Origin of the sequence: Parabacteroides vesiculifaciens, from assembly GCF_049860805.1 — a bacterium.
Lineage (GTDB): Bacteria > Bacteroidota > Bacteroidia > Bacteroidales > Tannerellaceae > Parabacteroides.
Map to the genome: position 1 here is coordinate 4,409,151 of NZ_CP187555.1, position 25,006 is coordinate 4,434,156.

21 protein-coding genes and 1 tRNA gene are annotated in these 25,006 nt (G+C 46.0%); 14 read left to right on the forward strand and 8 right to left on the reverse strand.

The genetic code is table 11. The features are described from left to right. The first annotated feature begins 17 nt into the window (after positions 1-17). The 4 genes from ACPYIV_RS17420 to rsgA all read left to right on the forward strand — a co-directional run bounded on the left by ACPYIV_RS17420 (position 18) and on the right by rsgA (position 3,754). Positions 18-887: a carbohydrate kinase family protein gene (locus tag ACPYIV_RS17420; protein ID WP_425884269.1), complete on the forward strand. Its 870-nt coding sequence runs from the start codon at positions 18-20 to the stop codon at positions 885-887. A 2-nt stretch (positions 888-889) separates the two neighbouring features. Next, the gene (locus ACPYIV_RS17425) at positions 890-2,050 is read left to right on the forward strand and encodes an MFS transporter (protein WP_425884271.1); all 1,161 of its coding nucleotides are present in this window, start codon (positions 890-892) and stop codon (positions 2,048-2,050) included. A gap of 109 nt (positions 2,051-2,159) precedes the next feature. Further along, complete coding sequence (frr, locus tag ACPYIV_RS17430) at positions 2,160-2,723, forward strand: ribosome recycling factor (RefSeq protein WP_293731935.1); 564 nt, start codon at positions 2,160-2,162, stop codon at positions 2,721-2,723. A 98-nt stretch (positions 2,724-2,821) separates the two neighbouring features. After that, positions 2,822-3,754 (forward strand): ribosome small subunit-dependent GTPase A, encoded by a 933-nt coding sequence (rsgA, locus tag ACPYIV_RS17435; protein ID WP_425884273.1) that lies wholly within the window; start codon positions 2,822-2,824, stop codon positions 3,752-3,754. On the opposite strand, the gene dgt is transcribed toward rsgA, so the two are convergent. The 5 genes from dgt to ACPYIV_RS17460 form a co-directional block, all read right to left on the reverse strand. Next, positions 3,751-5,076, reverse strand: coding sequence for a dGTP triphosphohydrolase (gene dgt, locus ACPYIV_RS17440; RefSeq protein ID WP_425884275.1), 1,326 nt, complete (start codon positions 5,074-5,076; stop codon positions 3,751-3,753). The genes rsgA and dgt overlap by 4 nt on opposite strands. A 14-nt stretch (positions 5,077-5,090) precedes the next feature. Next, on the reverse strand, positions 5,091-5,699 hold the full coding sequence (locus ACPYIV_RS17445; RefSeq protein ID WP_425884277.1) for an L-threonylcarbamoyladenylate synthase: 609 nt from the start codon (positions 5,697-5,699) through the stop codon (positions 5,091-5,093). A 101-nt stretch (positions 5,700-5,800) separates the two neighbouring features. Continuing rightward, positions 5,801-6,658: an enoyl-ACP reductase FabI gene (locus ACPYIV_RS17450; RefSeq protein WP_425884279.1), complete on the reverse strand. Its 858-nt coding sequence runs from the start codon at positions 6,656-6,658 to the stop codon at positions 5,801-5,803. 57 nt (positions 6,659-6,715) lie between these two features. Further along, complete coding sequence (locus ACPYIV_RS17455; RefSeq protein ID WP_293739430.1) at positions 6,716-9,181, reverse strand: bifunctional UDP-N-acetylmuramoyl-tripeptide:D-alanyl-D-alanine ligase/alanine racemase; 2,466 nt, start codon at positions 9,179-9,181, stop codon at positions 6,716-6,718. A gap of 20 nt (positions 9,182-9,201) precedes the next feature. Further along, the gene (locus ACPYIV_RS17460; protein ID WP_425884282.1) at positions 9,202-10,185 is read right to left on the reverse strand and encodes a GSCFA domain-containing protein; all 984 of its coding nucleotides are present in this window, start codon (positions 10,183-10,185) and stop codon (positions 9,202-9,204) included. Positions 10,186-10,926: 741 nt separating this feature from the next. Here ACPYIV_RS17460 and ACPYIV_RS17465 point away from each other — a divergent pair. The 3 genes from ACPYIV_RS17465 (at position 10,927) to ACPYIV_RS17475 (ending at position 16,982) form a co-directional block, all read left to right on the forward strand. After that, positions 10,927-14,058 (forward strand): DUF6383 domain-containing protein, encoded by a 3,132-nt coding sequence (locus ACPYIV_RS17465; RefSeq protein ID WP_425884284.1) that lies wholly within the window; start codon positions 10,927-10,929, stop codon positions 14,056-14,058. Positions 14,059-14,371: 313 nt separating this feature from the next. Further along, the gene (locus tag ACPYIV_RS17470; protein ID WP_293739428.1) at positions 14,372-14,722 is read left to right on the forward strand and encodes a hypothetical protein; all 351 of its coding nucleotides are present in this window, start codon (positions 14,372-14,374) and stop codon (positions 14,720-14,722) included. Between the two features lie 118 nt (positions 14,723-14,840). Continuing rightward, positions 14,841-16,982, forward strand: a complete 2,142-nt coding sequence (locus tag ACPYIV_RS17475; RefSeq protein WP_425884286.1) for a VapE domain-containing protein — start codon at positions 14,841-14,843, stop codon at positions 16,980-16,982. 228 nt (positions 16,983-17,210) lie between these two features. Here ACPYIV_RS17475 and ACPYIV_RS17480 read toward each other — a convergent pair whose 3' ends face one another. Both ACPYIV_RS17480 and ACPYIV_RS17485 read right to left on the reverse strand, forming a co-directional pair. Then, positions 17,211-18,140 (reverse strand): Rpn family recombination-promoting nuclease/putative transposase, encoded by a 930-nt coding sequence (locus ACPYIV_RS17480; protein WP_425884288.1) that lies wholly within the window; start codon positions 18,138-18,140, stop codon positions 17,211-17,213. A gap of 122 nt (positions 18,141-18,262) precedes the next feature. Continuing rightward, positions 18,263-18,487, reverse strand: a complete 225-nt coding sequence (locus ACPYIV_RS17485) for a DUF4248 domain-containing protein (RefSeq protein WP_293731922.1) — start codon at positions 18,485-18,487, stop codon at positions 18,263-18,265. 204 nt (positions 18,488-18,691) lie between these two features. On the opposite strand from ACPYIV_RS17485, the gene ACPYIV_RS17490 reads away from it, so the two are divergent. Together ACPYIV_RS17490 and ACPYIV_RS17495 are read left to right on the forward strand one after the other, a co-directional pair. Continuing rightward, positions 18,692-19,141, forward strand: coding sequence for an HU family DNA-binding protein (locus ACPYIV_RS17490; protein WP_293731921.1), 450 nt, complete (start codon positions 18,692-18,694; stop codon positions 19,139-19,141). A 70-nt stretch (positions 19,142-19,211) separates the two neighbouring features. Next, positions 19,212-19,661 (forward strand): glucosaminidase domain-containing protein, encoded by a 450-nt coding sequence (locus ACPYIV_RS17495; RefSeq protein ID WP_425884291.1) that lies wholly within the window; start codon positions 19,212-19,214, stop codon positions 19,659-19,661. Between the two features lie 166 nt (positions 19,662-19,827). Here ACPYIV_RS17495 and ACPYIV_RS17500 read toward each other — a convergent pair whose 3' ends face one another. Further along, positions 19,828-20,907, reverse strand: coding sequence for a mannose-1-phosphate guanylyltransferase (locus ACPYIV_RS17500; protein ID WP_293731919.1), 1,080 nt, complete (start codon positions 20,905-20,907; stop codon positions 19,828-19,830). Positions 20,908-21,071: 164 nt separating this feature from the next. Here ACPYIV_RS17500 and ACPYIV_RS17505 point away from each other — a divergent pair. From ACPYIV_RS17505 to ACPYIV_RS17525, 5 genes are all read left to right on the forward strand, one after another. After that, positions 21,072-21,155, forward strand: a tRNA-Leu gene (locus ACPYIV_RS17505). Positions 21,156-21,391: 236 nt separating this feature from the next. Further along, the gene (locus ACPYIV_RS17510) at positions 21,392-22,300 is read left to right on the forward strand and encodes a hypothetical protein (RefSeq protein WP_004323660.1); all 909 of its coding nucleotides are present in this window, start codon (positions 21,392-21,394) and stop codon (positions 22,298-22,300) included. 124 nt (positions 22,301-22,424) lie between these two features. Continuing rightward, positions 22,425-22,712 carry a helix-turn-helix domain-containing protein gene (locus ACPYIV_RS17515; protein ID WP_004310673.1) on the forward strand — a complete coding sequence of 96 codons (288 nt, stop codon included), beginning with the start codon at positions 22,425-22,427 and terminating at the stop codon, positions 22,710-22,712. A 5-nt stretch (positions 22,713-22,717) separates the two neighbouring features. After that, entirely contained in the window at positions 22,718-23,791 is a 1,074-nt protein-coding gene (locus ACPYIV_RS17520; protein WP_004323659.1) for an AAA family ATPase, read from the forward strand. 163 nt (positions 23,792-23,954) lie between these two features. Then, complete coding sequence (locus ACPYIV_RS17525; protein WP_004323658.1) at positions 23,955-24,920, forward strand: toprim domain-containing protein; 966 nt, start codon at positions 23,955-23,957, stop codon at positions 24,918-24,920. Positions 24,921-25,006 lie beyond the last annotated feature (86 nt).

Here is a 25,006-nt window from a genome sequence, read left to right on the forward strand (position 1 = left end):
TATAAAACAAGTAAATAATGAAAGATAGTAAACCTGTAGTTGTCGGTATCGGTGAACTCCTGTGGGATGTTCTGCCGACAGGAAAACGTGCCGGAGGCGCTCCGATCAATTTCGTATATCATGCTACCCAACAGGGAGCCGAAGGGTATGCGATCAGTGCAGTCGGCAACGACGTGTTCGGGACGGAGATCGTCCGGGAACTGGATAAGAACGGTATCTGCTATTCATTGGAAACAATCGAATATCCTACCGGAAGTGTGATGGTGGAACTGAAAGACGGCATTCCGACCTATACGATTATCGAAGGTGTTGCCTGGGACCATATCCCCTTGACTCAGGAAGCTATTAACCTGGTAAAGAAGGCAGACGCCATCTGCTTCGGCACATTGGCACAACGTTCGCTCGAATCGCGTACGACGATCCACACGCTGCTTTCCTATGCCCGCGAAGAGGCTCTCCGGTTCTTCGACATCAATATCCGTCAGTCTTACTATTCAAAGGAATTGATCAACAGCCTGCTGGATAAGGCGAACGTGTTTAAGATCAATGATGAGGAACTCGATCTGGTACGTGAAATGTTCTCCCTTTCGGAGGATGAAGATACGGCTTGCCGCCAGCTGATCGAGCGTCACGACCTGCGCTATATGATCCTTACGGCCGGAAGCCGTTACAGTTCCATCTATACGGCGGACGATAAGTCGACGATCCCTACTCCCAAAATCGAGGTTGCCGACACGGTCGGGGCGGGAGATTCTTTCTCCGGTGCATTCGTCTACTCCATATTAACCGGCAAATCCCTGCGCGAAGCCCATCAGGCTGCTGTCGAGACGGCTGCCTTCGTCTGTACGAAAGAGGGTGCATGGCCTGCTTATCCTAATAAAGACTGATTATGAAAGAGAAGGGTTTATATGTAAAGTTGATTCCGGTGATGCTTGTTTTCTTCACGATGGGATTCGTGGATTTGGTAGGGATTGCCTCCAACTATGTGAAACTGGATTTAGGATTGACAGACTCCGAAGCGAATATCTTTCCTTCCTTAGTGTTCTTCTGGTTCCTGATCTTCTCCGTCCCGACGGGAATGTTGATGAATAAGATCGGGCGGAAAAAGACGGTAATGCTGAGCCTGCTCGTTACTTTCGTGTCGTTGCTGATCCCGTGCTTTGGCGATGGCTATATGGCGATGTTGGTCTCCTTCTCTTTGCTGGGTATCGGAAATGCTTTGATGCAGACCTCTTTGAACCCTCTTCTTTCAAATATTATTACCGGGAATAAGCTGGCAAGCAGCTTGACTTTCGGGCAGTTTGTCAAGGCGATCGCTTCTTTCCTGGCGCCTTATATCGCCATGTGGGGAGCAACCGCGGCGATCCCTTCCCTGGGGTTGGGCTGGCGTGTCCTGTTCCCGATCTATATGGTGATAGCGGTCATTGCGATCTTCCTGTTGGGGGTAACCCATATTGAGGAGGAGGCGCCTGAAGGCAAGCCGTCTACATTTTCCGAATGTATCGCTTTGTTGGGTAATCCGTTTATCCTGTTGATGTTTATCGGTATCATGTGTCATGTCGGCATAGATGTCGGAACGAATACCACCGCCCCTAAAATCCTGATGGAGCGCTTGGGGATGGATATACATGCGGCGGCGTTTGCAACGAGTCTTTATTTCATTTTCCGTACGATCGGTTGCCTGACAGGTTCACTGATCCTGGCGCATTGGTCGCCGAAGAAGTTCTTCATGGTCAGTGTCGTATTGATGGTTGCTTCGATGGCAGGCTTCCTTTTGTTCGACAGCAAAGTGCTGCTGTATGTCAGCATCGCCCTGGTCGGATACGGCAATTCGAATGTGTTCTCCATCCTTTTCTCCCAGGCTTTATTGTCGATGCCCCAACGCCAGAACGAAGTTTCCGGCTTGATGATTATGGGGCTTTTCGGTGGGACGATCTTCCCGCTCCTGATGGGGTTTGCCTCTGATGCGATCCATTCGCAGACAGGTGCACTGTTGGTTCTGGCAGTCGGGGTGCTTTATCTGCTTTTCCTTTTTACGAAGTTGAAGTAGCCCGGACGGTTTAGAAATAACATATTTCCATAAACAGTTTGCCAAAAAGAAAAACTTTACTATTTTTGTTTGCCTAACAAACAAAGAAAACAAAAATATACAATCACTTATGGCAGATATAAAACAGTATGTAAAGGCGGCAGAAGAGAAGATGACTTTCGCGATCGAATATCTTGACGAACAGTTGTCTCATATCCGTGCCGGTAAGGCGAATCCGAAAATCTTGGATTGCGTGAGAGTAATGTATTACGGTGCTCCTGTTCCTTTGGCAAATGTGGCTACCGTAACTGTACCGGATGCAAGAACGATCATGATCACCCCGTGGGAGAAGAAGATTATCAAGGATATTGAAAAGGGAATCATGGATTCCGATGTCGGCATCACTCCTGAAAACAATGGTGAAGTGATCCGTTTGGGTATTCCTCCTCTGACGGAAGAGCGCCGTCGCCAGTTGGCTAAACAGTCCAAACAGGAAGCGGAAACTGCCAAGATCAGTGTCCGTAACGCCCGTCGCGATGCAATCGAACAATTGAAGAAGAGCATCAAGACCGAAGGGACTCCTGAGGATGTGGAAAAAGATGCAGAAGCAGAAGTTCAGAAGGTTCATGATAAGTATATCAAGAAAGTAGATGAACTTTACGCAGCAAAAGAAAAAGAAATAATGACAGTATAACGAGTTGAAAGTTGAGAGTTAAAAGTTGAAAGTGGCGGAATAAACCGTTTCTTTCCTCCTTTTAACTTTTAACTTTCAACTTTCAACTTTCAATTAACATGAGGGGTTTGGTTATTAAGAACACGGGTAGCTGGTATACCGTACGCACCGATGATGGTCGCGACATAGAAAGTAAGGTTAAAGGAAATTTTCGTCTGAAAGATATCCGCACCACCAATCCTGTTGCGGTCGGTGACCGGGTCGATATCGATATCAATGCCGAAGGAACTGCCTTTATCACCGAGATCGAAGAGCGGAAGAATTACATTATCCGTCGTGCCTCCAATCTCTCTAAACAGTCGCATATCATTGCCGCGAATGTGGACCAGGCGATGCTGATTGTGACGGTCAACTATCCGATTACCACCACCGTTTTTATCGATCGTTTTCTCGCGACCGCCGAGGCTTATCGTGTCCCCGTGAAGTTGGTATTCAACAAAATAGACCGCTATAACACCGGTGATCTCGAGATGTTGGACGCCCTGACCAACCTGTACACGACGATCGGTTATCCCTGTTCCAAGCTCTGTGCCCGTTCCGAAGAAGGCTTGGACGAACTGAAAGAAGACCTCAGAGGGAAAATAACATTATTATCCGGACATTCCGGCGTAGGGAAATCGACCATTATCAATAAACTGGTTCCCGGAGTCAACCTTCGCACCGGCGATATTTCCGAATACCATAACAAGGGGATGCACACCACCACCTTTTCCGAAATGATTCCTCTGCCGGATGGCGGTTACCTGATCGACACTCCGGGTATCAAAGGCTTCGGCACGATCGAGATGGAAGGGGCGGAAATCGCCCATTACTTCCCCGAAATATTCAAATTCTCCGCCGATTGCAAATTCAACAATTGCTCGCACCGCCACGAGCCGGGCTGTGCCGTATTGCGTGCGGTGGAAGAGCATTATATCAGCGAATCGCGGTATAAAAGTTACCTGAGCATTCTCGAAGATAAGCAGGAGAGCAAATACAGGGAAGAATATTAGACTGCCGGCAGGCTCATCCCTGTGATCTTGCGGTATAAATCCAACGCATATACATCTGTCATCCCCGATATATAATCGAGGACGCATTGTACCTTGCCGTAAACGGTCGGAGCGTTCGTGTCGTACTGCTCCGGAATGCGTTGCAGCAGGAGCTTGCTGTAGGCATGATTCTGGTTCATGACGGCCTCCGTCAGCGTGTCGATCAGGTGGCTGAAGATGTGGTAACCGGCCAGTTCGATGTCCAGGACTTCTTTGGCGCGGTATATCTTTTTATAAGCGGTTTTTGAACAGGTTTCGTAGGCGGTCTTTGCCTGATCGCAGATGTTGTCGATAAGTGGAGTGTTGTATGTCCCGTTCAGGATTCCTTCTTCATTCTCGAGGAAGATTCGGGAGCATTCGTCTACTAAAAGTCCGATGATGCAGGAGCGGAGGTAAGCGATCTGTTCGTTGGTATCGTCCACCATCTTCATGACGCGGACGATATGGTCGAGGCGTTCCCCTTCGAAGAAGTTGAGGAGCAGCCTTATGGCCTCTTCCGTAGTCAGGATATGTAGTTTGCAGGCATCCTCGATATCCATGATCTGGTAGCAGATATCGTCGGCGGCTTCCACCAAATAGACAAGCGGATAACGGACGAACTTGTTTGCATCTTCCGGGTTCCGGCAAATTCCTAACTCGTCGGCAATACGCAGGTAATCTCCCTCTTCCGACTGGAAGAAGCCGAACTTCCCTTTCTTCCCGGCATAAACAGAAGAATACGGATATTTGATGATGGAAGCAAGCGTGCTGTATGTCAGGGCAAATCCTCCTTTGCGGCGTCCGATGAACTGGTGGGTAAGCAGACGCATGGCATTTGCATTCCCTTCGAAATGGAGGAAGTCTTCATAGCGACCTCCTTCTTCGAGAATCTTTTCCTGTAACTTTTTTCCGTTTCCTTCGGCGAAGTAGGCGGAGATTGCCCGCTCCCCGGAATGTCCGAACGGCGGGTTACCCATATCGTGGGCAAGGCAGGCAGCGGAGACGATGGAACCTATTTCCGGGAAATTGACGCTTCCGTCGGGATATTTCTGCATCAGGCCTTTGGCGACATTATTGCCTAATGAGCGTCCTACGCAGGAAACTTCCAGGCTATGTGTCAAACGGTTGTGCACGAAGATACTGCCCGGCAGGGGGAAAACCTGCGTCTTGTTCTGCAAACGGCGGAAAGGGGAGGAGAAGATCAGGCGGTCGTAATCCCGCTGAAAATCGGTGCGTTCATGTCTGCGTTCGTGATATTCCTCCATTCCGAAGCGTTTGCCGGAGAGTAATTGGTTCCAGTTCATCTTGTTTTGTTTGCTTAATAGATTAATTCTCCTTTTCCCTGGCGGATGATTTCAAAGTCGTCTGTCGTGCAGTCGATGACGGTCGAGGCCTCCGTGCCACCATAACCACCGTCGACGACGATGTCCACCTGGTTTTCATACTTTTCTTCGATCAGTTCGGGATCGGTGCTGTATTCGATGATATCGTCTTCATCGTGCAGGGACATGGTCAGGATCGGATTCCCTAATTCCTGTACAAGTGTGCGGATGATAGCATTGTCCGGTACGCGTATACCCACCTCTTTTCTGTTCTTATAGATCTTGGGCAGTTCGCTGCTGGTAGGCAGGATGAAGGTAAAGGCGCCCGGCAGGTTCTTCTTCATCAGCTTGAAGGCGGCATTGCTCACTTTGGCATATTCGCTCAGGTTGGAAAGATCATAACAGATAATGGAGAGATTGCTTTTTTGCGGGTTGACACCCTTCATCTGGCAGATCTTTTCGACTGCACGTACATTCAATGCGTCACAACCGATGGCATAAACGGTGTCGGTCGGGTAGATCACCAGACCACCGTCGCGCATGATATTGACCACCTTGTCTATTTCCCTGGGATTGGGATTTTCGGGGTATATTCTTACAAGCATAGCATTATGAGTTGAAAGTTGAAAGTTGAAAGCTGAAAGTTTGAGAGAACACGAAGTTAACTTTGCACTTTCACCTTTCCACTTCCAACTTATTTACGGCTTTAGCCGTAAATAACGTGTCCGTTTTCGTCGGTATATTCTTCCAAACCTTTGCTGTACTGGTTCATGGCGCGAAGGCTCATGCCCATGCTCGAGAAACCACCGTCGTGGTAGAGGTTCTGCATCGTGACTTTGCGGGTGAGGTCTGAGAACATCATAACGCAATAGTCTGCACATTCGTCGGCTGTGGCATTGCCCAGCGGACTCATCTTTTCGGCGAAATCCAACAGGTGGTCCATCCCTTTCACACCGCTGCCGGCTGTAGTCAGCGTCGGCGACTGGGAGATGGTATTGATACGCACGTTCTTTTCACGGCCATAGATGTAACCGAAGCTGCGTGCTATAGATTCCAGCAGGCTCTTGGCATCTGCCATGTCGTTGTAACCGAAGAATGTACGCTGTGCTGCTACATAAGAGAGGGCGATTACCGAACCGTATTCGGCAATCGCATCTTGCTTTTTGGCAACCTGCAACATCTTGTGGAAAGAGAGTGCGGAGATATCCAGCGTCTTTTCCAGCATGTCGTAGTCCAGATCGTCGTAAGTACGTTTCTTACGCACGTTCGGGCTCATGCCGATGGAATGTAAAACGAAATCTATCTTACCACCTAATATTTCTACTGATTTAGAGAAAACTGTTTCCAAATCTTCAACGCTCGTAGCATCCGCCGGAATAACCTCGGCGTGCAACTTCTCAGCCAAAGCGTCCACCTGTCCCATACGAACGGCGATAGGCGTATTGCTCAGTGTGATCGTTGCTCCTTCTTCTACGGCTCTTTCAGCCACCTTCCAGGCGATAGACATATCATTCAGTGCCCCGAATATAATGCCTCGCTTGCCTTTCAATAAATTATGACTCATACCTTTTATTTTAATATGTTACGGCACAAAAGTACACAAAATGTGCAAGATACGCAATTATTCCCGGTAATACACCCTTTTTACCCTCGGCGAGATAGAGGTCAGAATCTCGTACGGAATGGTCTTCAGCTTGTCCGAAAGTTCGCTGACGGGTAATTCTTCGCCGAAGATAATGACGGTGTCTCCTTCACGTGCGTCGATATCGGTGACGTCGATCATGCAAGCATCCATGCAGATATTACCGATGATCGGGCAACGGCGCCCGTTAATCACTACTTCGCCACCACCATTGCTGAAATGGCGATCCAGGCCGTCGGCATAACCGATCGGGATAATCGCAATGCGGGAATCGCGTTTTACATAGCTCATCCGGCTGTAACCGATAGAATCGCCTGCCGGAACGTTTTGAATCTGCAAGATAGTCGTCTTCAGCGTGCTGATATTGCGTAACCCTTTCTGGCCGGAGGCGCTGACCCCATACAGACCGATGCCGAGACGCACCATGTCCATCTGATAATCGGTGAACCGTTCGATTCCGGCCGAATTCAGGATATGCTTGATCACCTTATATTCCAGCCCCGCTTCCAGTTCTGCTGCCGCGCGGGTGAACGTATCTAATTGTTTTTTCGTGAAATCGTCGAAGATATAGGAGTCGCTGCCTACGAGATGCGAGAATACGGAGCGGGCAACCACGCCGCTTTGTTCTTTCAGGCGTCGGCAAATCTCCGGTACATCTTCCGGTTGGAAACCCAGGCGGTGCATGCCCGTGTCGATCTTGATATGGATCGGATAGGAGGTAATGCCCCTGCGTTCCGTTTCTTTTATCATCGCGTCGAGCAGGCGGAAACTGTACACTTCCGGCTCCAACTGGTTTTCGAACAAGACATTGAAGCTGCTGAATTCCGGATTCATGACGATAAGCGGGATCGAGATGCCTTCCTTGCGCAGTTCCGCCCCTTCATCGGCAACAGCTACAGCCAGGTAATCACAACGGTGTTCCTGTAAAGTCTTTGCCAGTTCGTAAGAACCGGCACCATATCCGAAAGCCTTAACCATACAGACCATTTTAGTCTCCGGCTTCAGTTTTGAGCGGTAGTAGTTGAAGTTATGGACAACGGCATCCAGGTTCACTTCTAAGATCGTCTCATGCACTTTCTTCTCCAACAGTTCGGAAATACGTTCGAAATGGAATTGGCGGGAGCCTTTTATCAGGATCAATTCGTCTTTGAACTTTTTGAAGGACGGAGACTTGATGAACTCCTCCGTTGTCAGATAAAACTCCTTTTCGATATCGAAGACACCCCCGTATTCTTTCAGGTCGCGGCCGATACCGATGATGCGGTCGATCTTCTTTCTGCGCACCAGGTCCGCGACTTTCTTGTACAGCGACTTCGGCAGCGTTCCCGATTGCAGGATATCCGAAAGGATCAACGTGCATTTCAGGTCCTTTTCTACGCGGCGGCTCTGCTGGAAGTCGAGGGCGATATCCAAAGAGTTGATATCCGAATTGTAGGTATCGTTTATCAACAGGCAGTTGTTGATACCCTGCTTTACATCCAGACGCATGGCGACCGGTTCGAGGCGCTTGAACTTTTCGACGTCGTTCACACTCGTCGGCTTCAGATACAACATCACAGCCATGCAATGGATGACGTTTTCAATAGAAGCATCGTCGGTGAAAGGGATCGTGTATGTCCGGTCGAAACCTAAAAGCGTGCAGCGGATGATGGTCTCGGATTCCAGTTTCTTGATCGATTCGATGTACAAAGGTGCTTCCGAGTCCGTCCGGCTCCAGGTGATCGCCTTGTGGGACAGGCAGGCCGACTCGATGCAGTTGGAGATAAAGGCGTCGTCGCCGTCATAAATGATCGCTTCGCAGTCGTTGAACAAGGTCAGCTTTTCCAAGCATTTCTGTGTGGAAGAGATAAAGTTCTCCTGATGCGCTTCCCCTATATTCGTGACCACGCCGATGGTCGGTGCGATGATCGGCTGCAGGCGTTCCATTTCGTCCGGCTGGGAAATGCCGGCTTCGAAAATGCCTAATGTATTCTTGTCGCTCATCTGCCATACCGACAGCGGAACCCCCAATTGCGAGTTGTAGCTACGGGGCGAGCGGACGATGTTAAATTCGTTATGCAATAATTGATAGAGAAACTCTTTTACAATCGTTTTCCCGTTGCTTCCCGTAATACCGATTACCGGAATATTGAAACGTTTCCGGTGATGGGCTGCCAACTTCTGGAGCGCTTTCAGCGTATCTTTGACGACCAGGAAGTTCGCTTCAGGCATCGATTCGAACTCCGGTAAAACAGTGCTGACTACGAAATTGCGTACACGTAACTTATATAATCCTTGTATATAATTATGCCCGTCGTTGGTCTTTGTCTGGAGGGCAAAGAATAGACTTTGTTCCGGGAATGAAAGACGGCGGCTGTCGGTAAGCAAGATACTGACAGGAGCATCATGTAATTTCTTGGCGTCAGCTCCGATTATCCCGGCGATTTCTTTAATTGAATATTCCATTCTTTTCTCTATAATTAGGTTTAGAACTTCTTTTTAATCATTTCGACTTCATTTGTCATATCAAAGTAAGGGAATTTCTCGTTAAGTCGTTCCATCTTTAACAAAGTTTGCGAGATGAATCGTTTATAGGCTTCGCTTTCCGGTTGAAACGGCTTATGGTTAATGGCCTTTTGGATATCCTTCCATTCTTTAATAATTGACAGTGAATCAGGTGAAAGCATACTGCCTGTGAATCGTTCCCAGATATATTCGATCGCAGCGGGGGATGGGTGCAGCATATCGTCGGCATAGAAACGATAGTCCCTCAATTCGTCCATCATGATTTCGTAAGCCGGGAAATAGGCGGTGTGTTCCGGGAATTCCTTTTGCAGCGCGTCGATGGCAAGTAGGAGAGTGGCTTTACTGAGCTGGTTGCCGTGCGCCCCGTCTTTCCAATGGCGGATCGGGCTGACGGTGAAGAGTATCTTCAGCTCCGGATTCTGTTCCCAAAGCGACAGGAGCAGGCTTTTCCATTCCGTCACGATCTCCCCGACAGTAAGTATGTTGCGGTCGAACATCTTTTCCGGTAGCTTGTGGCAGTTGGAAACGATCTTTCCCGAACTTTTCAACCTGTAGACCCATGCCGTGCCGAAGGTAAGGATCATCCGCCGGGCTTCCCGTATCGTGTCGGCTGAACTGAACAGCCTCCCGTTGATATTTGCTAAGCATTCTATTTCCGAAGGTGAGGAAAAACGGCTGTGATGGCTGAAGCTATGGTAAATCCCTTCATGTTGAAAAAGATCATCCCCTGTGAACCGCTCCGGACGAAGCAACATACGGATCGCTTCGACTATGGAAGAAGGATTATAGAGCGTTCCGAACGGATTCAGGTCGGTCTTGAACTTATTTTCCTCCAACTTCTTTCCGATATTCTCGGCAAAGCAGGAACCAAGCAAAACTGTCTGCTCCGTATAGGAAAATGTAAACGGGGCTTTCGGGATGGTGATGCGGGTGTAAAATTCCATATTGTTAATGTGTTTTTGAGGAATGACTGTTGTTCTTAGACAATTGTTTTTATTCTTGTAGCAACCAATCTGCACATATTTGTTGATGTTCATGATGGTATGTTTTTGGATGTCCGCCGCAAAGATAACCATTCAATTCCTTAAACTGCACTATTTCGAATGATTGTCGTTTTCAAACTGCACTATTGCTCTCGGATGTAGGGAAGGGTGTTTTTTCTGTTTTTACCCCTTTTTTTCGATGTTTTCTCAAAAACAACGTTTTTATACTTGTAGTATTACTTGAATAAAAGGGCGTAAATTGTTATGGGTGAGATTTATATGGCTATCTATAGGAAATGACTAAAAAGGCTGTTTTTAAGGGGTGAAAATGGCTTGTTTTGTGATTGTAAATGATTGGATATAAAATAAATAGGTACTGAAATCAAAATGACTAAAAAAAACGTACGTTTTTTTTAGTCATTTTTGGCGGGGCTGGCGGAGGTTTGTGATAAAAAGACGGTATGTTTGTACTTGATAAGCTATCTAATTGATAAGAAAGAATATAGAAAAGGAAATTTTCTTTGAGAAAAGGGTTGCAGGTTTAAAAAGTATGCGTATTTTTGTCACAAACCTCCGCCAGCCCCGCCAAAAATGACTAAAAAAAACGTACGTTTTTGATTTCAAAATACATACGTTAACATTTATCGAGGTTGTATACATTATATAACAAATAGGTTTTATTACTAATTAAATTATTAAATTATGAACAAGAGATTTTCTACTCTTTTGGCTGCCGCACTGGTAGCCGGTGGACTTTCTTCAACTGGAATGGCCCAGATTGCCAATCCACAACGTTTCCAGGATGTTGCTGCTTCAGAAGTAGCTTCTGAAAAGGTGGAAGAAGGTTTTTATTATCATTTAGGAACTACAGGTGGTAAGCATTTGAGTTTCCTTACTGATGCAACGGATAAGAAAGTTTATCTGCAAGCTCGTCCTATTAGTTCTTCTTCAGCAGATGCAGAAGTATATGTTGCTTCTACCGACTCTGCGTTGTGGGAACCAACTATCACTATTTCCAATAATGTGAAGTCCTTTAAGTTTACAAACAAACTTACTGGTAAAGTTTTAGCTGTTAAGTATAATAAGGATAAAGCTGCAGCAGAATGGGTCGCTGAAGATGCAGATGGCGCTATCTCTTCATTTGCTTTTGACAATTCTAAGAACTTGATTTGCTATGATGATGCAAGAACAAAGTATGTGTTGGACATCAAGTCAACTGGAAAAGCCGAATTTGTAAAATGGGAATCAGGTAAAACTTATGGAACAGCTGAGGTATATACTCCGGCTCAAAAGTTGTTATCAGCAAAAGAATTGAATGCAATTGGTAACGGTTCATTCAAATTAAATGTCCTGGATGCAGTAACTGATAATAGCGCAGACTTTATTAAAGGTGCTACATTGATCGCATATCAGGCGAAAGTGGGTTCTGAAACTTCAGGTGTTTATCTGCAAGTAAGTGGTGCTACTAAAGAAAATACCAGAGAAGCTGCTGACGGTGGACAGTTTGCAAATGATGGTAAAACAGCATTGAAGAACAAACATGTATTTCTGGTAGTGGATACAGTCTTTAATACTGGTACGGCATTCAATGACTCTATCGGCGGTCGTGGTTTAAAAATTGCTTCCGATAGTGTAACTTGTTTGTGGAATACTCCTGCAAAAGATGCGCAAAAACTGTATGAAAAAAATCAATACATTCAGACTGGTTATACTTTGCCTGATGCAGCAGCAGATTTAAGCTTTGACGAAGGTGCTAATATTCAGGTTGCAGAAGGTCGCCATCCGGCTAACTATCGTTTTTATATTTATAAGAATGTAGCTAAAGTCGGAGCTGAAGGCTTTACTGTGAAAGTAGATTCTATCCCGTCTATTTTCGAATTAAAGCAAAATAGTACATACAAAACTCCTTCTGCTGGTAAATATTACAAAGATGCACAGGTTGACTCAGTCGGTTATTTTGCTATCGCAAGAACAGGTACAGGTAATCCGGGTCTGTTTACCGTAGTTGACTCTACTACATTGTCTAAGGCTGTAGCTGATACTTATGCTACAATTTCTACAGCAGAAGGTAAATTAGCTACACTGGAAAAAGGTGTTTATTCTATCCGGGTAAAAGACGGAGCTTATCTGGCTGCTGCTTTGGTTGCTACTAAAGAATCGGCTGCTACGGAGCCTGCATTTACGACAGCGGCTACAGCAAGTGCTTTAGTTCCTGCAACTCAGTTCGCTATTGACGGTAGAAACGGTTATTATGCTGTAGTAAACCGTGAAAATGGAGGTAATGCATTTAATAATGGTGCAGCGAAAGTATATATCTATACGACTGATAAGGCTGATGAATATAAAGTACAGGGCGAAGATGATATTTATATCATTAAAAAATTAACTGTAGCAGATGATGAATATCTGGGTTACAAGCACTTTACTGATGATGAGCTTGCAAACTATACTGCCAAACTGAAATTCAATACCGCATTTGGTGGTGATAATTTGTATGTTGTAGCAACTTCAACCGGTAAACTGACTGTTGCCGATGCTGATGCTGCCGATGCAATGGAATTTAGCTTACGCGCTGCTGCAACAGATACTGTTGCTTCCGGTAGTAAAGCAGGTGAGAAAACATATGCTGCTGTAGAATATGGCAATAAAGATTTGAAACGTTCTGCATATCATTTATATGCTGTAAATGATGATTCAAAAGTTCTGACTTATAATACAACAAGCAAGACATTTGAAATTAGAACTCTTGATAACAGTGCTTCTAAAAAGTATGATGATAAAGTTGGCTATGCAAAGGTTGACTCTATTTCAACTCCGGTTTTGTTTAGAATGAATGCAGATGAACAATATCAGTTGATTTTGGCTGATACGGCTTATCATAATCCTGAAGGAAGTAAAGGTGATCCTTCTCATTTGGCATACTACAAGGTCGATAGCTTACGTATGGGCCAGATCAATGTTGCCGGTTCAGGTGCTTCTTTAATCTTAACACCGTTTGATGCAGCTCCTATGGGTTACTTCACTCTGGAATTACCGGACGATGCAGCATTTGTAGATCCTATCAAAGCAACTCCTTCTCATAATAGAATCGCTTCTGCCCGTAATACCACATTGGCTATTTCTATGAATGATAAAAAACAGGGTGTATTGAAAGCTGAAACAGAACTGAAAGCTGATGCTTTTGTTGAATCAGACTTCGCTATGTTCATCGATACTGCCAACATGGATAACCAGAAAGGTGAAAAACCGTTGTTCTATATCCTGACAACTCGTGGTTTGGATGCTGAAGCTGTAGCAGACGGACAGGCTATGTATATGTCAAGCAAGGATGGATCTTCTGTAGAATTCATCAAAGCTAAACAATTCGGTGAAGCTGGTCGTGACTCTCTGTTGGTTTACGCAACAAAAGCGAATGAAAAAGACGCTAAGTTGAAATTGGCAGACAACTATGCAACATTTGCATTTGCAAGCACTTCAACTAAGGGTGAATATAAGATCCAGAATGTTAAGAACAAGAAATATCTGGCACAGACAAACGGTATACTGAATTTAGCTGGAATTTCTCCTTATTCAGGTCTTGCTTTCACTGTCAATGCAGCCGAAGCTCCGACAAGCAACGAAGCAATCGCAACATCTGAAGTAGCCGTTATCGCTGGCGAAGGTCAGGTAACAATCGCTGGTGCTCAGGGTAAGAAAGTTGTTATCAGCAACATTCTGGGCCAGGTAGTAGCCAATACGGTTCTGACTTCCGACAACGCTGTTATCGCTGCTCCTGCCGGTGTAGTCGTAGTAGCTGTCGAAGGTGAAGAAGCTGTTAAAGCTATCGTTAAATAACTAAGGATATTATAATCAATAATTCTAAAATGTTTGACCGCGCAAAACGAAAGTTTTAAGTATCCTGCGACAGGTGAACGAGCGGCCAGATTTAATATTAATAATACTAAAGTATATTGAATTTAAAAGTTCAAGTAGCCAGTACCCCTGTGAAGGAGGAGGGCATACGAAAAACAAGCCCCGGAGGTGTTTCACTTCCGGGGCTTCGCTTTGTTAATGGAAAATTGAAAGTTGAAAATGGAAAATTGAGGGAAATCAATATTTACAAACATATAAATTTACGACACATGAAAAAAAAATTCCGGCTTCCGAATTGAACAAGGGAGCCCAAGTATTGGGAGAATCTACCCGGCAGGTAGGCAAACAACTACACGAACTCGAAAAATATTGTAATCATTTCTGCCGTCTTCTCGAACATGCCGTCTGGGAAGAAGATATGGTGCATGAAGAACTGATTGTCTTTACCGGATCGACGCAGGAGTTTCTTAAACTCCTGGAACCGCTGCTTCGCAGCAACCATTGCAAAGTGAACGGGAAAAACAACCGGGAAGCCCTACTCAGGGTTATTGACAGCGTGATAAAAATACAGAGTGAAGATGCCCGGGAGTATATCAAATTCGTCAGTTTGTTGGACGCCGCCAAACGTTTTCTATCGGAAGAGTGACCTGTATCCCTTTTTTACTAATATAGCGAAAAAAGGGTGAGATGAAGATATGAAATTCCGTACCTTTAGGAAAATGCCGGACGAACCGGCATTACATACACAAATACAATTTATTATCATGGTACAAGCAAGTATTTTCGCTTCGTTCAAGAATTACTTAGGAGATTCGCCTTTGGTAAAAGTGTTAACCGATATCCGCGAAGGCAGTTACGCCCAGCCTATCCAGGAGCTACGCCAAAAACTGTCTGAAGGAGACAAGGAAGGGGCCGAACGGATCAAGAAAGGGCTACCGGCCTTTACCGTCTCGGCCACCTACAAGGGTAGGCGTACGAAAGATTTCCTGACCGGCTACAATCCGTTGCAGGTCCTCGACCTGGACGGGCTTCAACCCGAACGTATCGCAGGCCTCCGGCTACTGATCGAAGGAGAACCTTATACGGTGGCCTGTTTTCGTAGCCCGAGCGGCAACGGCCTGAAAGTGATTGTCTATAATGCTACCGGATTGGACCCTGTCCCCGCGAATCACCGTAGTGCCTATGATTGGATGAAAAGCTATTACGAAAGACGGTTGGGAGTCGAAATCGACGCTTCAGGCAGCGATGCCGGGCGGCTGTGCTTTGTTTCGCACGATAGTGATCTGTATCTCTCTTCCCGTTACGAAGCGTGGCTGAACGGCGGCGGGGAACTGCCGGGCGATATTCCCGTCCTACCTTCCACACCGCCCGACAAACCTTTGACGGCCGGGAGTGACGCTTTTACACGGGCAAGACGGCTTACCTCGCGCAAATACAAATACGTGGACGGGAGCCGCAACAACTATGTCTATCTCTTCGCCTGCCATTGCAACCGCCTCGGGCTTCCAAAAGAAGAGACGGACGGCTATTGCCGGACTAACTTCGGCGATCTGCCTGCCGGGGAGTTGCGTCAGGCTGTGGAAAGCGCTTATGCGCACGCCGATGAGCAGGGAAAGGACAACGACGGCGGGTGCCGTGAGAAGAAGGTGGAACGCGTACGCGAATACCTTTCCCGGTATTTCCATCTCCGTAAGAATGTCGTGCGCGGTCTGGTGGAGTATCGGCGGAAGAAGACGAAAGGCTACTGCTACCTGCCTGTGACGGACTACTGGGAGAACTCTGTCTGGAGCAACCTCCAGCTGGAAGGATGTCCCGTCAAGCAAAACGAAGTGCATGCAGTCGTACATTCCGATTTCAGCAAGGAGTACAATCCTTTCACGGCCTATTTCGAAGAGCTGCCGGCATGGGACGGCGTGACAGACCATATAGCCCGTCTGGCGGCCACGGTGCGGACGGATAAACCGGAATTTTGGACCTCCTGCCTCCGTAAGTGGCTGGTGGCGGCTGTCGCTTGTGCCATCGATGACGGGCAGGAGAACCATTCCGTTCTGTTGCTTAGCGGTGAGCAGGGGATCGGTAAGACGACCTGGTGCCGCCATCTGGTTCCTCCTGCCCTTTCCGAATATGTCTATTCGGGCAATCTCGATCCGTCGTCCAAAGATGCCTCGTTACTGCTCTCCGACTGTTTTATGATCATCCTCGATGAGCTTTCGGGACAGAGCCGCATGGAGTTGAACCGTTTGAAAGCGATGATTACGAAGGATGCGGTACGTGAACGCCGGGCGTATGCCCGCAATGCGGAGGTGTACGTGCGCCGTGCCTCGTTTGTCGCGACGGTCAATGACAGCCAGGTGTTGACCGACCGCACCGGGTCGCGCCGTTTCCTGTGTTTCGAGGCACAGGTCATCGACTACAGTGCGCCTGTCGATCATGCCGGTGTTTATGCCGAGGCGTTGGCGTTATATCGGAGCGGTTTCAAATTTTGGTTCTCCGATACCGACATCACGGAACTGAACGCAAACAACGAAGCTTTCCAGCAGAGCAGCCCGGAGGAGGAGCTTTTCTATACCTATTTCCGCCGTCCCGAACGTTTTGACGTTCCACTTTTTCTGTCAAGTAGCGAAATAATGGCTAAAATCAGCCTCTACGCACGTGTCTCGGTGACCGGAACGAACACAAATAACATCGGAAAACTGTTGATAAGGGACGGATTTGAGTACAAAATACGGAAGGGAAGGCGCCTTTTTGCCGTAGTTGAGCTAACTTTTGAACAGGTGAAAGCATGTCAGATGGGGATATCGGGGGATGATACCGAGGAAGGAAGTGAAATGGAAAATGATGTTTATTTATCAGATAAACAGGTTGATACAAGTACTGGTGATCCGGATTTGTTTCATCAGCTTTGAGGGTTGGGGTGGACGTGGTGGACGTAAAAATGCACTTTTGTAAACTTTATATATGATGGTCATGGTCATTACCCTCGTTTTTACCATTACCCTCGTGTATAAAGTTATGAAAACGCAAAATAACGTCCACCACGTCCACCCCTTTTCCGGGACTCCTGTAGGAAAAAACGGTTCCCGTCTGAAAAAATAGGAGACGGGAACCGTTTTTTATAGTTCGTATGATTCTTCTTACAAAGAGGCGATGGTGTCGGTATCCAAGCCGGTGCAGGTCACGATGGCGGCGATGTCCACGCCTTGTGCTTTCAATTTTCCGGCTATTTCGCGCGAGGTGGCGATCCGGCCTTCTTTGATGCCTTCCTTGATGCCTTCCTCTTTACCCTCTTTGATACCTTCCTCCTTGCCTTCTTTCTTTCCAGCTTTAAATCCTTCCTCTTTACCTTCCTTGAATCCGTTTTCTATGGCATAATCCCACGTGTTTTGATTGTCGCGATAGATTTTCAAACATTCTTCGTATTCCATTCGTTCCTTTTTGTTGAGATTGACTATTTTCGCCAACTCTTCCAAGCGTCGGAACAGTGCTTTTTGCCCTTTGAAAGGCAGTGTTTCCAACTTTTCCATGTTTTTAAGCGTATAAAGCCAATAATCCAATCCGTTTTCACATTCTGCCTCTTCCTTGTCGAAGAAAGGCATTTCCAAAAAGATCTGCCGTATCAGGTTACTTGCCTGACGGCCGTTGCTGCGGTCGGCGAGCACGATGTCTGTGCGCACCTTGTCTGTTTTGCCGGACTTGAAATTCAGGAAAAAGATCCCGTACACGGGGCAAAGTGAAAATTTCCATTCGTCTCCCGGCTTGTCCTGGTCGCAGATCATACGACAAAGATAATACAAACTGCGTTCATAAAAATAACTTTGAGCGGCATTTTGGACCTCTACGATAAAAAAGTTTCCGTCTTTGTCTTTGCATTTAAGATCGAAAATAGCTGTCCGGCTGTCGGTACAGTCGGCCGGCATTTCTACGTTTAAATACGATAGGTCCGTAATGACATGTTCATTCTCGAACAGGTCGTTCAGGAGGTCGATCAACAGGGCTTTGCTTTCATCTCTTCCGAAGATGATTTTAAACCCCCGGTCTACGAAGGGATTGATAAATGTTGCCATAGTTTTATGGTTTTAGTTGTTTCGTCATCCAATATTGGATGACGAAACAAAGATAAAGAATAAAACCTTTCATGCAACTAATATGTCCTGAATATTAAAGGAAAAGAAAGAAAACCGTTTTTTTACGGTTCCCCTAAATGTTCTACAATAGCGGCTACCATCTTCGGGGTGAAACATCGCAGTCCCGGACGGTAACCGAGAGCCGTCAGTTTTTCTTTTAATACTCCCTGGTAATTGATCCAGCGCCAGAGTTGCATGATGGCAGCCCGGTGAGTGAGATGCGGGTTGTATAGACCGGCCAGTTCGCCTATCCCGTAGGCACGTATGCGAAAGGTTATCGTTTCCATTTCTTTGCTTGTTTGATTAGTTAAATATACGAATAAATATCGGAATATCAATTTATTGTGACGTCTTTATTGGTCGTATTATGAAGAAAACCTTCTTGTCGTCACGTTACGTCTTCCCTGTCTTCAACGGGGGGTGTCCGGTGATGTATCTTTGTATTGTAATCAGTTACAAAACAGTTTATTAATCATCTAAAACGTAAGGTTATGGGAGTAAAGTATCATTTGGTTCTTCGGAAGAACATGAGTAAAAACGTGGAGTCAGGGAAGGAAAATCTCTATTATGCGCAGACACGTGCGACCGGAGTCTGCACCTTCGACGAGTTGTGCGATTCGATCTCTGAAAGTTCGACGGCTTCGAGCGGCGATGTAAAATTGGTGATCGACCGGATGACTAAATTTATGGCAAAGGCTTTGGAGCGTGGCGAAGTAGTGCAGTTCGGCGAGTTGGGTAACTTTCAATTTCTGTTGGGGAGTTCCGGTAGTGTGACCGTGGAAGATTTCTCGATTTCACAGCTTCGCAAGCCTCGCCTTTGTTTCCGGCCGGGCAGTTTGTTACGTGGCCTGAAGCAGACGGTGAAAGGCGAACGCTTAACGTTCGAACCTGTGGCATCGGGTGGTTCCGGGGGCGAAGAGGAGAGACCGGGGGAACTGTAGGGAATTGAAAAATAAGAGTAGGTAATTGTAGGGGCGGGGTTTGCCCGCCCTTTTTAAAGGAGATAAAAGAATGGAAAAGCATTTATTTGTAAAGATATATGGAGAGGCGGCGCGGATGGCGGGGGAATTATTCGGGATGAATCCGGTGGTGATACTGGCGCAGGGGGCGATCGAGTCCGGATGGGGTGAGAGCGTGTTGGCGGTGAAGTACCATAATCTCTTCGGGATTACGGGCTATGGGGTGGAGAATGCTTACTGGCATGGCGGGAAAACGGATCTGGGGAAGGGGGGATTGTTATTCCGCCGGTATGACACTCCGGAGCATAGTTTTATGGATTTTGCCCGGCTGATATCTTCTGCCTACCCCCAGGCTGCGGCAGTCAGTTTCTATCCGGAGGCGTATGCACAAGAGATTGCCTACAGCCGGTATATCAGTGAAGTGAACGGGGACAACAGGGCTGCGTATTGCCGGATGTTAAGGATGATTGCAGTCGATATCCGGAGGATGGCATCATTTTAATCATTGTTTAATCCAAATAAAAAGAATGTGTATGAGTAAAGTAAGGTCGATTTTAGAGTTTGTGAAGTCGTTGATTGAGTTTTTGTTAGGGATCAGGAAATAGTTGAAAGGTGAAAGGTGAAAGCTGTGGCAAGCAGTATTTAACTTTCACCTTTCACTTTTTATCTCAATTAAATTCTTTGCCGTATTTCATCTGGGCATCGGCAACGAATTGTTTGATGCGCTGTTCGTCCTCTTTCTTACAGATCAGGAGGACGTTGCCGGATTCGGCCACGATGCAATCATTGATACCCTGTATGACGGCGAGGCGTTTCGGATTGTCGAGAGCAACGATATTACCACTGCTTTCATACATCATCGCTTCGCTTTTCAGGAGCGCATTGTTCTGTTCGTCTTTCTTTGCCAGGTCAAACAGTGATCCCCATGTACCGAGGTCAGCCCAACCGAAGTCAACACACAGCATATATACGTTGTCCGCTTTTTCCATGATACCGTAGTCGATGGAGATATTCAGGCAGTAGGGGAAGTTTTCGGAGATAAAATCGCGTTCTTCCGCTGTGTTGAATTTATCTTTACCCAAATCGAAACGGAGGGAAATGTCCGGGAGGAATTTGGAGAATGCTTCCAAGATGGCGTTGACGTTCCAGACGAAAAGTCCGGAGTTCCAGAAAAACTCGCCGCTTTCCATGAATACTTTGGCCAGTTCCAGATCGGGTTTTTCAGTAAAAGTCTTCACCTTCGTGAATTCGCCCAGCATGATATCGCTGCTTTGGATATATCCGTAGCCCGTTTCGGGACGGCTCGGTTTGATACCTAAGGTAACCAGTGCATTGTTGTCTTTTACGAAGTCGAGACCCTTCTGCACATCTTTCAGGAATACGTCTTCTTTCAGAATCAGATGGTCGGAAGGAGCCACAACAATATTTGCATTCGGGTTGCAAGCCTTGATATGATATGCCGCATAAGCGATGCAAGGAGCTGTATTACGGCGTGCCGGTTCCAACAGAATCTGCGATTCTTCCAACTCTGGCAGTTGCTCTTTTACAAGTGAAGCGTATTGCTCATTTGTTACGATATAGATATTTTCGATCGGAATAATCTTGGAGAAACGATCGAATGTCATCTGTAGCAGCGACCGGCCTGTGCCGAAAAAGTCAAGAAACTGTTTAGGGTAACTTTCTCTGCTGAAAGGCCAGAAACGGCTTCCAATCCCGCCGCCCATGATAACGCAATAATTATCTTTCATGATGATCCAGGTTGTTTTTTAGTTATACTCTTACAAAGTTAACGAAATATTCCGGGATTTCGTCTATCCATAAATCCTAAGAAGATATAAAATGAAAAAAAAGAGCGAAACGCTTGCAGGTTTAAAAATAATGCTTACCTTTGCAACGCATTTCAGAAATAAATGCCCAGATGGCGGAATTGGTAGACGCGCTGGTCTCAAACACCAGTGGATTCACTTCCATGCCGGTTCGATCCCGGCTCTGGGTACGAAAAACCCCTGATAATCACTTGATTATCAGGGGTTTTTGTTTTTATAGGGCGTACTAAATGTGTACTGAATGACGAATACAAAGAAAAGGTGTACTTTTATAATTTTTCTCCCTGTATCTTTATAATTTCTTAACTCTTATCCTGTCTTTTCTTCCTTATTATTGCCGATGTTTTCGGGAAAAGTGAGATTCTTACCTTATATTTGTAGTAAGAACGTTTAAAGGCACACGATTATGGAAAATCATATAGAAACCAATTTCAGAGAAATACAGAAGATATTAGATAGTTGTATAGCTCATGACTATAAAACTAAAGTAGATGCACTCTTTTTAAAACGTGAGTATTTGACGCAAGCCCAGCTAAAGGACTATTTGCGCCAAGAAATTTTTCGTGTGACTGAAAATATTGTAGCCATCCAACAAAAATACCGTGTCGTGCGTAACATTGTATTGGATATGGATATTCCCGATTTTTTGTGGGAAAGCGGTTATTTTGAGGACTTGAATTCTGATGAAAGAAAAAAGTATATCGGTTTCCGCTGCTCTGATTTTGATATGGACGCATATTTGCACGAACCGTCCTGCTATGATGGGCGGCTTCCTTATTTGTCCATCATCGTTAACCTTGTCGTTCTTTCCAAGTATTTGCGCCATCTGCAAGAACAGGAAAGTAATTACTATACAGATGTAGTTACCATCCAAGAGCAATCCTTACCAAAAGAGAAAGAGGAAAGTGTAGTTACTAATCCAACCAAGATTGTGGGCAAAAGCAATCCTTTCAAGTCCACGTTGAAAGCCAATGAAATCAAACTTCTGACTGAATGTGTGAACGAAGCGAATATGTTTACTACTACCGTCAGTGCCAAAATACTTACCGATTTTTTCAACTGCAAACTGAATGGGGTATTGAAAGTTAATAATACCCGTCTGTTAGCCTATCTTATGATGCAATTGAGTTGCTATAATTATATTGTTTATGAATGGCAGTCTGTCATAGCAAACAACAAACTGATATTGAAGAAGATAAAAGGAGAACCGCTTACACGTACTGACCTGTCGAGTGCGACAGACCAAGCAAAAAATATCTATCCGAAAGGATATGAAATCATAGACAAATACATCAAACAACTGAAAAAAGGTTGAGCATAGATTGAACGCTCAAACAAAGGTCAATTAGACTTCATTTTCAAGCTCTTAACTTTGCCCTCGTTAACAAAAAAACGAGGGTGCGCACCTTCATATTGTTTCACCTAAATTCCTAAACAATATGGAAAGAGATTTAGAGTTAAGAGTTTCCGAACTCGAAAAGATGTTGTTCCTTTCAAAGAACGTGCTTAGCTTCGATGAAGCGAGCAAGTTCTTGAACCTTTCTAAAAGTTATTTGTACAAGTTGACTTCGGGTAACTTGATACCCCATTACAAGCCGCAGGGCAAAATGCTTTATTTTGAGAAAGCGGAGTTGGAAGCATGGTTACGTCAGAATCCGGTCAAGACGCAGGCGCAGATAGAGCAGGAAGCGCAGAAGTATATCCTTAACCGTCCTCTAAAGAAATAACGGCTATGGAAAATAGAAAAGCGACAGAAGCCGGGCAGGACATCACCATGCAGAAAGAGGATTTCGCAGCCCTTTGGAAAACCATTCATCTAAAGGTGACGGACACTTACGAAGTGCCACCCGAAATACTCTGGGTGAACGGCTCTACCATTGGCACGTTGGGTAATTTCAGTGCATCCACGGGTAAAGCCAAGAGCAAAAAGACATTCAACATTTCCGCTATCGTTGCGGCAGCGTTGAAGAATGACGAGGTATTGAAGTATTCGGCATACCTGCCACCGAACAAACGGAAAATCCTCTATGTAGATACCGAGCAGAGCAAATACCATTGCCACAAGGTCATGGAGCGTATTTTGCGGCTTGCCGGACTGCCTACCGACAAGGACAGGGACGATTTTGTTTTCATCGTGCTAAGGGAGCAGACACCCGATAAGCGGAAACAGATTATCGGTTATATGCTTGAAAATATGCCCGATGTGGGGTTGCTCATCATTGACGGAATCCGTGACTTGATGTATGACATCAACAGCCCCAGCGAATCGACTGACCTAATCAACCTCTTGATGCGCTGGTCAAGCGGATATAACCTGCATATCCATACCGTACTGCATTTGAACAAGGGGGATGACAACACAAGGGGGCATATCGGTACGGAACTGAACAATAAGGCTGAAACCGTCCTGCAAATTACCAAAAGTACGCAGGACGGCAACATAAGCGAGGTAAAGGCGATGCACATACGTGACCGGGAGTTTGACCCGTTCGCATTCCGTATCAACGACAGCGCATTGCCCGAAGCCGTGGACGGTTATGTATTCAAGCAGCCCAGCCAAGACAGGGGCTTTCCACTGGCAGAACTGACGGAGCAACAGCACAGGACAGCTTTGGAAAACGGTTTTGGCAAACAGGTCATATATGGTTACGAGAATGTCCTAAAGACCTTGAAACAGGGTTATGCAAGTATCGGCTACAAGCGTGGACGCAATATCCATGTGGATTTGAACAAGTTCCTTGTGAACAAGCGCATGATTGTGAAAGAGGGCAAGGGCTACCGCTATAATCCCGATTTCCATTATTAAAAGTCAGTTTGGTTTAGTCCGGGTGTATATATAAGAGGAACGGACTTACTATTTCCCTGTATCGGAACAGGCAGGTTTAGTATGGTACGGGTATATATATAACGGACTAAACAGGACTGGCGCACTTTTCAACTATTTTTTAATCCCCAAAAAAGAAAATGTTATGAACATCGAAGATGTGAAACAAATACCCATCGTAGACTATCTGCATAGTTTAGGTTACTCTCCTGTCAAGCAGCAGGGTAACGGCTTATGGTACAAATCACCGTTAAGGGAGGAACACGAACCGTCTTTCAAGGTGAACACTGACCGCAACCTTTGGTATGACTTTGGCGCAGGCAAGGGCGGCAACATCATCGCACTGGCAAAGGAACTCTATTGCTCCGACAGCCTGCCATACCTGTTAAACCGGATAGCGGAACAGACACCGCACGTCCGCCCGGTCAGTTTTTCTTTTCCCCAGCGTAGGACAGAACCGAGTTTCCAACATTTGGAAGTCCGTGACTTGACCCATCCGGCATTGCTCCGTTACTTGCAGGGACGGGGTATCAATATCGAACTGGCAAAAAGAGAATGTAAGGAACTCCATTTTACCAATAACGGCAGACCGTTCTTTGCTATCGGTTTCCCGAACATAGCAGGAGGTTACGAGGTTCGCAATTCCTTTTTCAAAGGCTGCATCGCCCCGAAAGACATCACCCATATACGGCAGCAGGGAGAGTCGAGAGAGAAGTGTTTGGTATTCGAGGGTTTTATGGACTATCTTTCTTTCCTCACGCTCCGGATGAAGAACTGCCCGACCATGCCCGACCTTGACAGGCAGGATTATGTCATACTCAACTCTACTGTCAATGTGCCGAAAGCTATTGACGTGCTGTACCCGTATGAACGCATCCACTGTATGCTTGACAATGACAAGGCAGGATATGAAGCGACACGGGCTATCGAATTGGAATACTCCTACCGTGTGCGTGACTTCTCGGGCAATTACAGGGGGTATTCGGACTTAAACGATTACCTGTGCGGCAGGAAGCAGGAACAGAAGAACAGCACCAGCCAAGCGCAGGAGATAAAGCAGGAAACCGGACAACGTGCCGCCCCAAGACAGAAAAGGGGCAGGGGCATTTAGTCCGGCAGGATTACCAGCGACAGGCGGTTTAATTTGGAGAGCAAGGTTATGTTTCGGTAAACCGAAACTACCTTGCTTTGCTTGAC

Coding starts and splice junctions, on each gene's coding strand:
- ACPYIV_RS17490 (WP_293731921.1), top strand. CDS start 18,692: ATGGGAGTAAAGTATCATTTGGTTCTTCGGAAGAACATGAGTAAAAAC.
- ACPYIV_RS17525 (WP_004323658.1), top strand. CDS start 23,955: ATGAACATCGAAGATGTGAAACAAATACCCATCGTAGACTATCTGCAT.
- ACPYIV_RS17465 (WP_425884284.1), top strand. CDS start 10,927: ATGAACAAGAGATTTTCTACTCTTTTGGCTGCCGCACTGGTAGCCGGT.
- ACPYIV_RS17425 (WP_425884271.1), top strand. CDS start 890: ATGAAAGAGAAGGGTTTATATGTAAAGTTGATTCCGGTGATGCTTGTT.
- ACPYIV_RS17455 (WP_293739430.1), bottom strand. CDS start 9,181: ATGGAATATTCAATTAAAGAAATCGCCGGGATAATCGGAGCTGACGCC.
- ACPYIV_RS17460 (WP_425884282.1), bottom strand. CDS start 10,185: ATGGAATTTTACACCCGCATCACCATCCCGAAAGCCCCGTTTACATTT.
- ACPYIV_RS17475 (WP_425884286.1), top strand. CDS start 14,841: ATGGTACAAGCAAGTATTTTCGCTTCGTTCAAGAATTACTTAGGAGAT.
- frr (WP_293731935.1), top strand. CDS start 2,160: ATGGCAGATATAAAACAGTATGTAAAGGCGGCAGAAGAGAAGATGACT.
- ACPYIV_RS17485 (WP_293731922.1), bottom strand. CDS start 18,487: ATGGAAACGATAACCTTTCGCATACGTGCCTACGGGATAGGCGAACTG.
- rsgA (WP_425884273.1), top strand. CDS start 2,822: ATGAGGGGTTTGGTTATTAAGAACACGGGTAGCTGGTATACCGTACGC.
- ACPYIV_RS17500 (WP_293731919.1), bottom strand. CDS start 20,907: ATGAAAGATAATTATTGCGTTATCATGGGCGGCGGGATTGGAAGCCGT.
- ACPYIV_RS17515 (WP_004310673.1), top strand. CDS start 22,425: ATGGAAAGAGATTTAGAGTTAAGAGTTTCCGAACTCGAAAAGATGTTG.
- ACPYIV_RS17450 (WP_425884279.1), bottom strand. CDS start 6,658: ATGAGTCATAATTTATTGAAAGGCAAGCGAGGCATTATATTCGGGGCA.
- ACPYIV_RS17495 (WP_425884291.1), top strand. CDS start 19,212: ATGGAAAAGCATTTATTTGTAAAGATATATGGAGAGGCGGCGCGGATG.
- ACPYIV_RS17480 (WP_425884288.1), bottom strand. CDS start 18,140: ATGGCAACATTTATCAATCCCTTCGTAGACCGGGGGTTTAAAATCATC.
- ACPYIV_RS17510 (WP_004323660.1), top strand. CDS start 21,392: ATGGAAAATCATATAGAAACCAATTTCAGAGAAATACAGAAGATATTA.
- ACPYIV_RS17445 (WP_425884277.1), bottom strand. CDS start 5,699: ATGCTTGTAAGAATATACCCCGAAAATCCCAATCCCAGGGAAATAGAC.
- ACPYIV_RS17420 (WP_425884269.1), top strand. CDS start 18: ATGAAAGATAGTAAACCTGTAGTTGTCGGTATCGGTGAACTCCTGTGG.
- ACPYIV_RS17520 (WP_004323659.1), top strand. CDS start 22,718: ATGGAAAATAGAAAAGCGACAGAAGCCGGGCAGGACATCACCATGCAG.
- dgt (WP_425884275.1), bottom strand. CDS start 5,076: ATGAACTGGAACCAATTACTCTCCGGCAAACGCTTCGGAATGGAGGAA.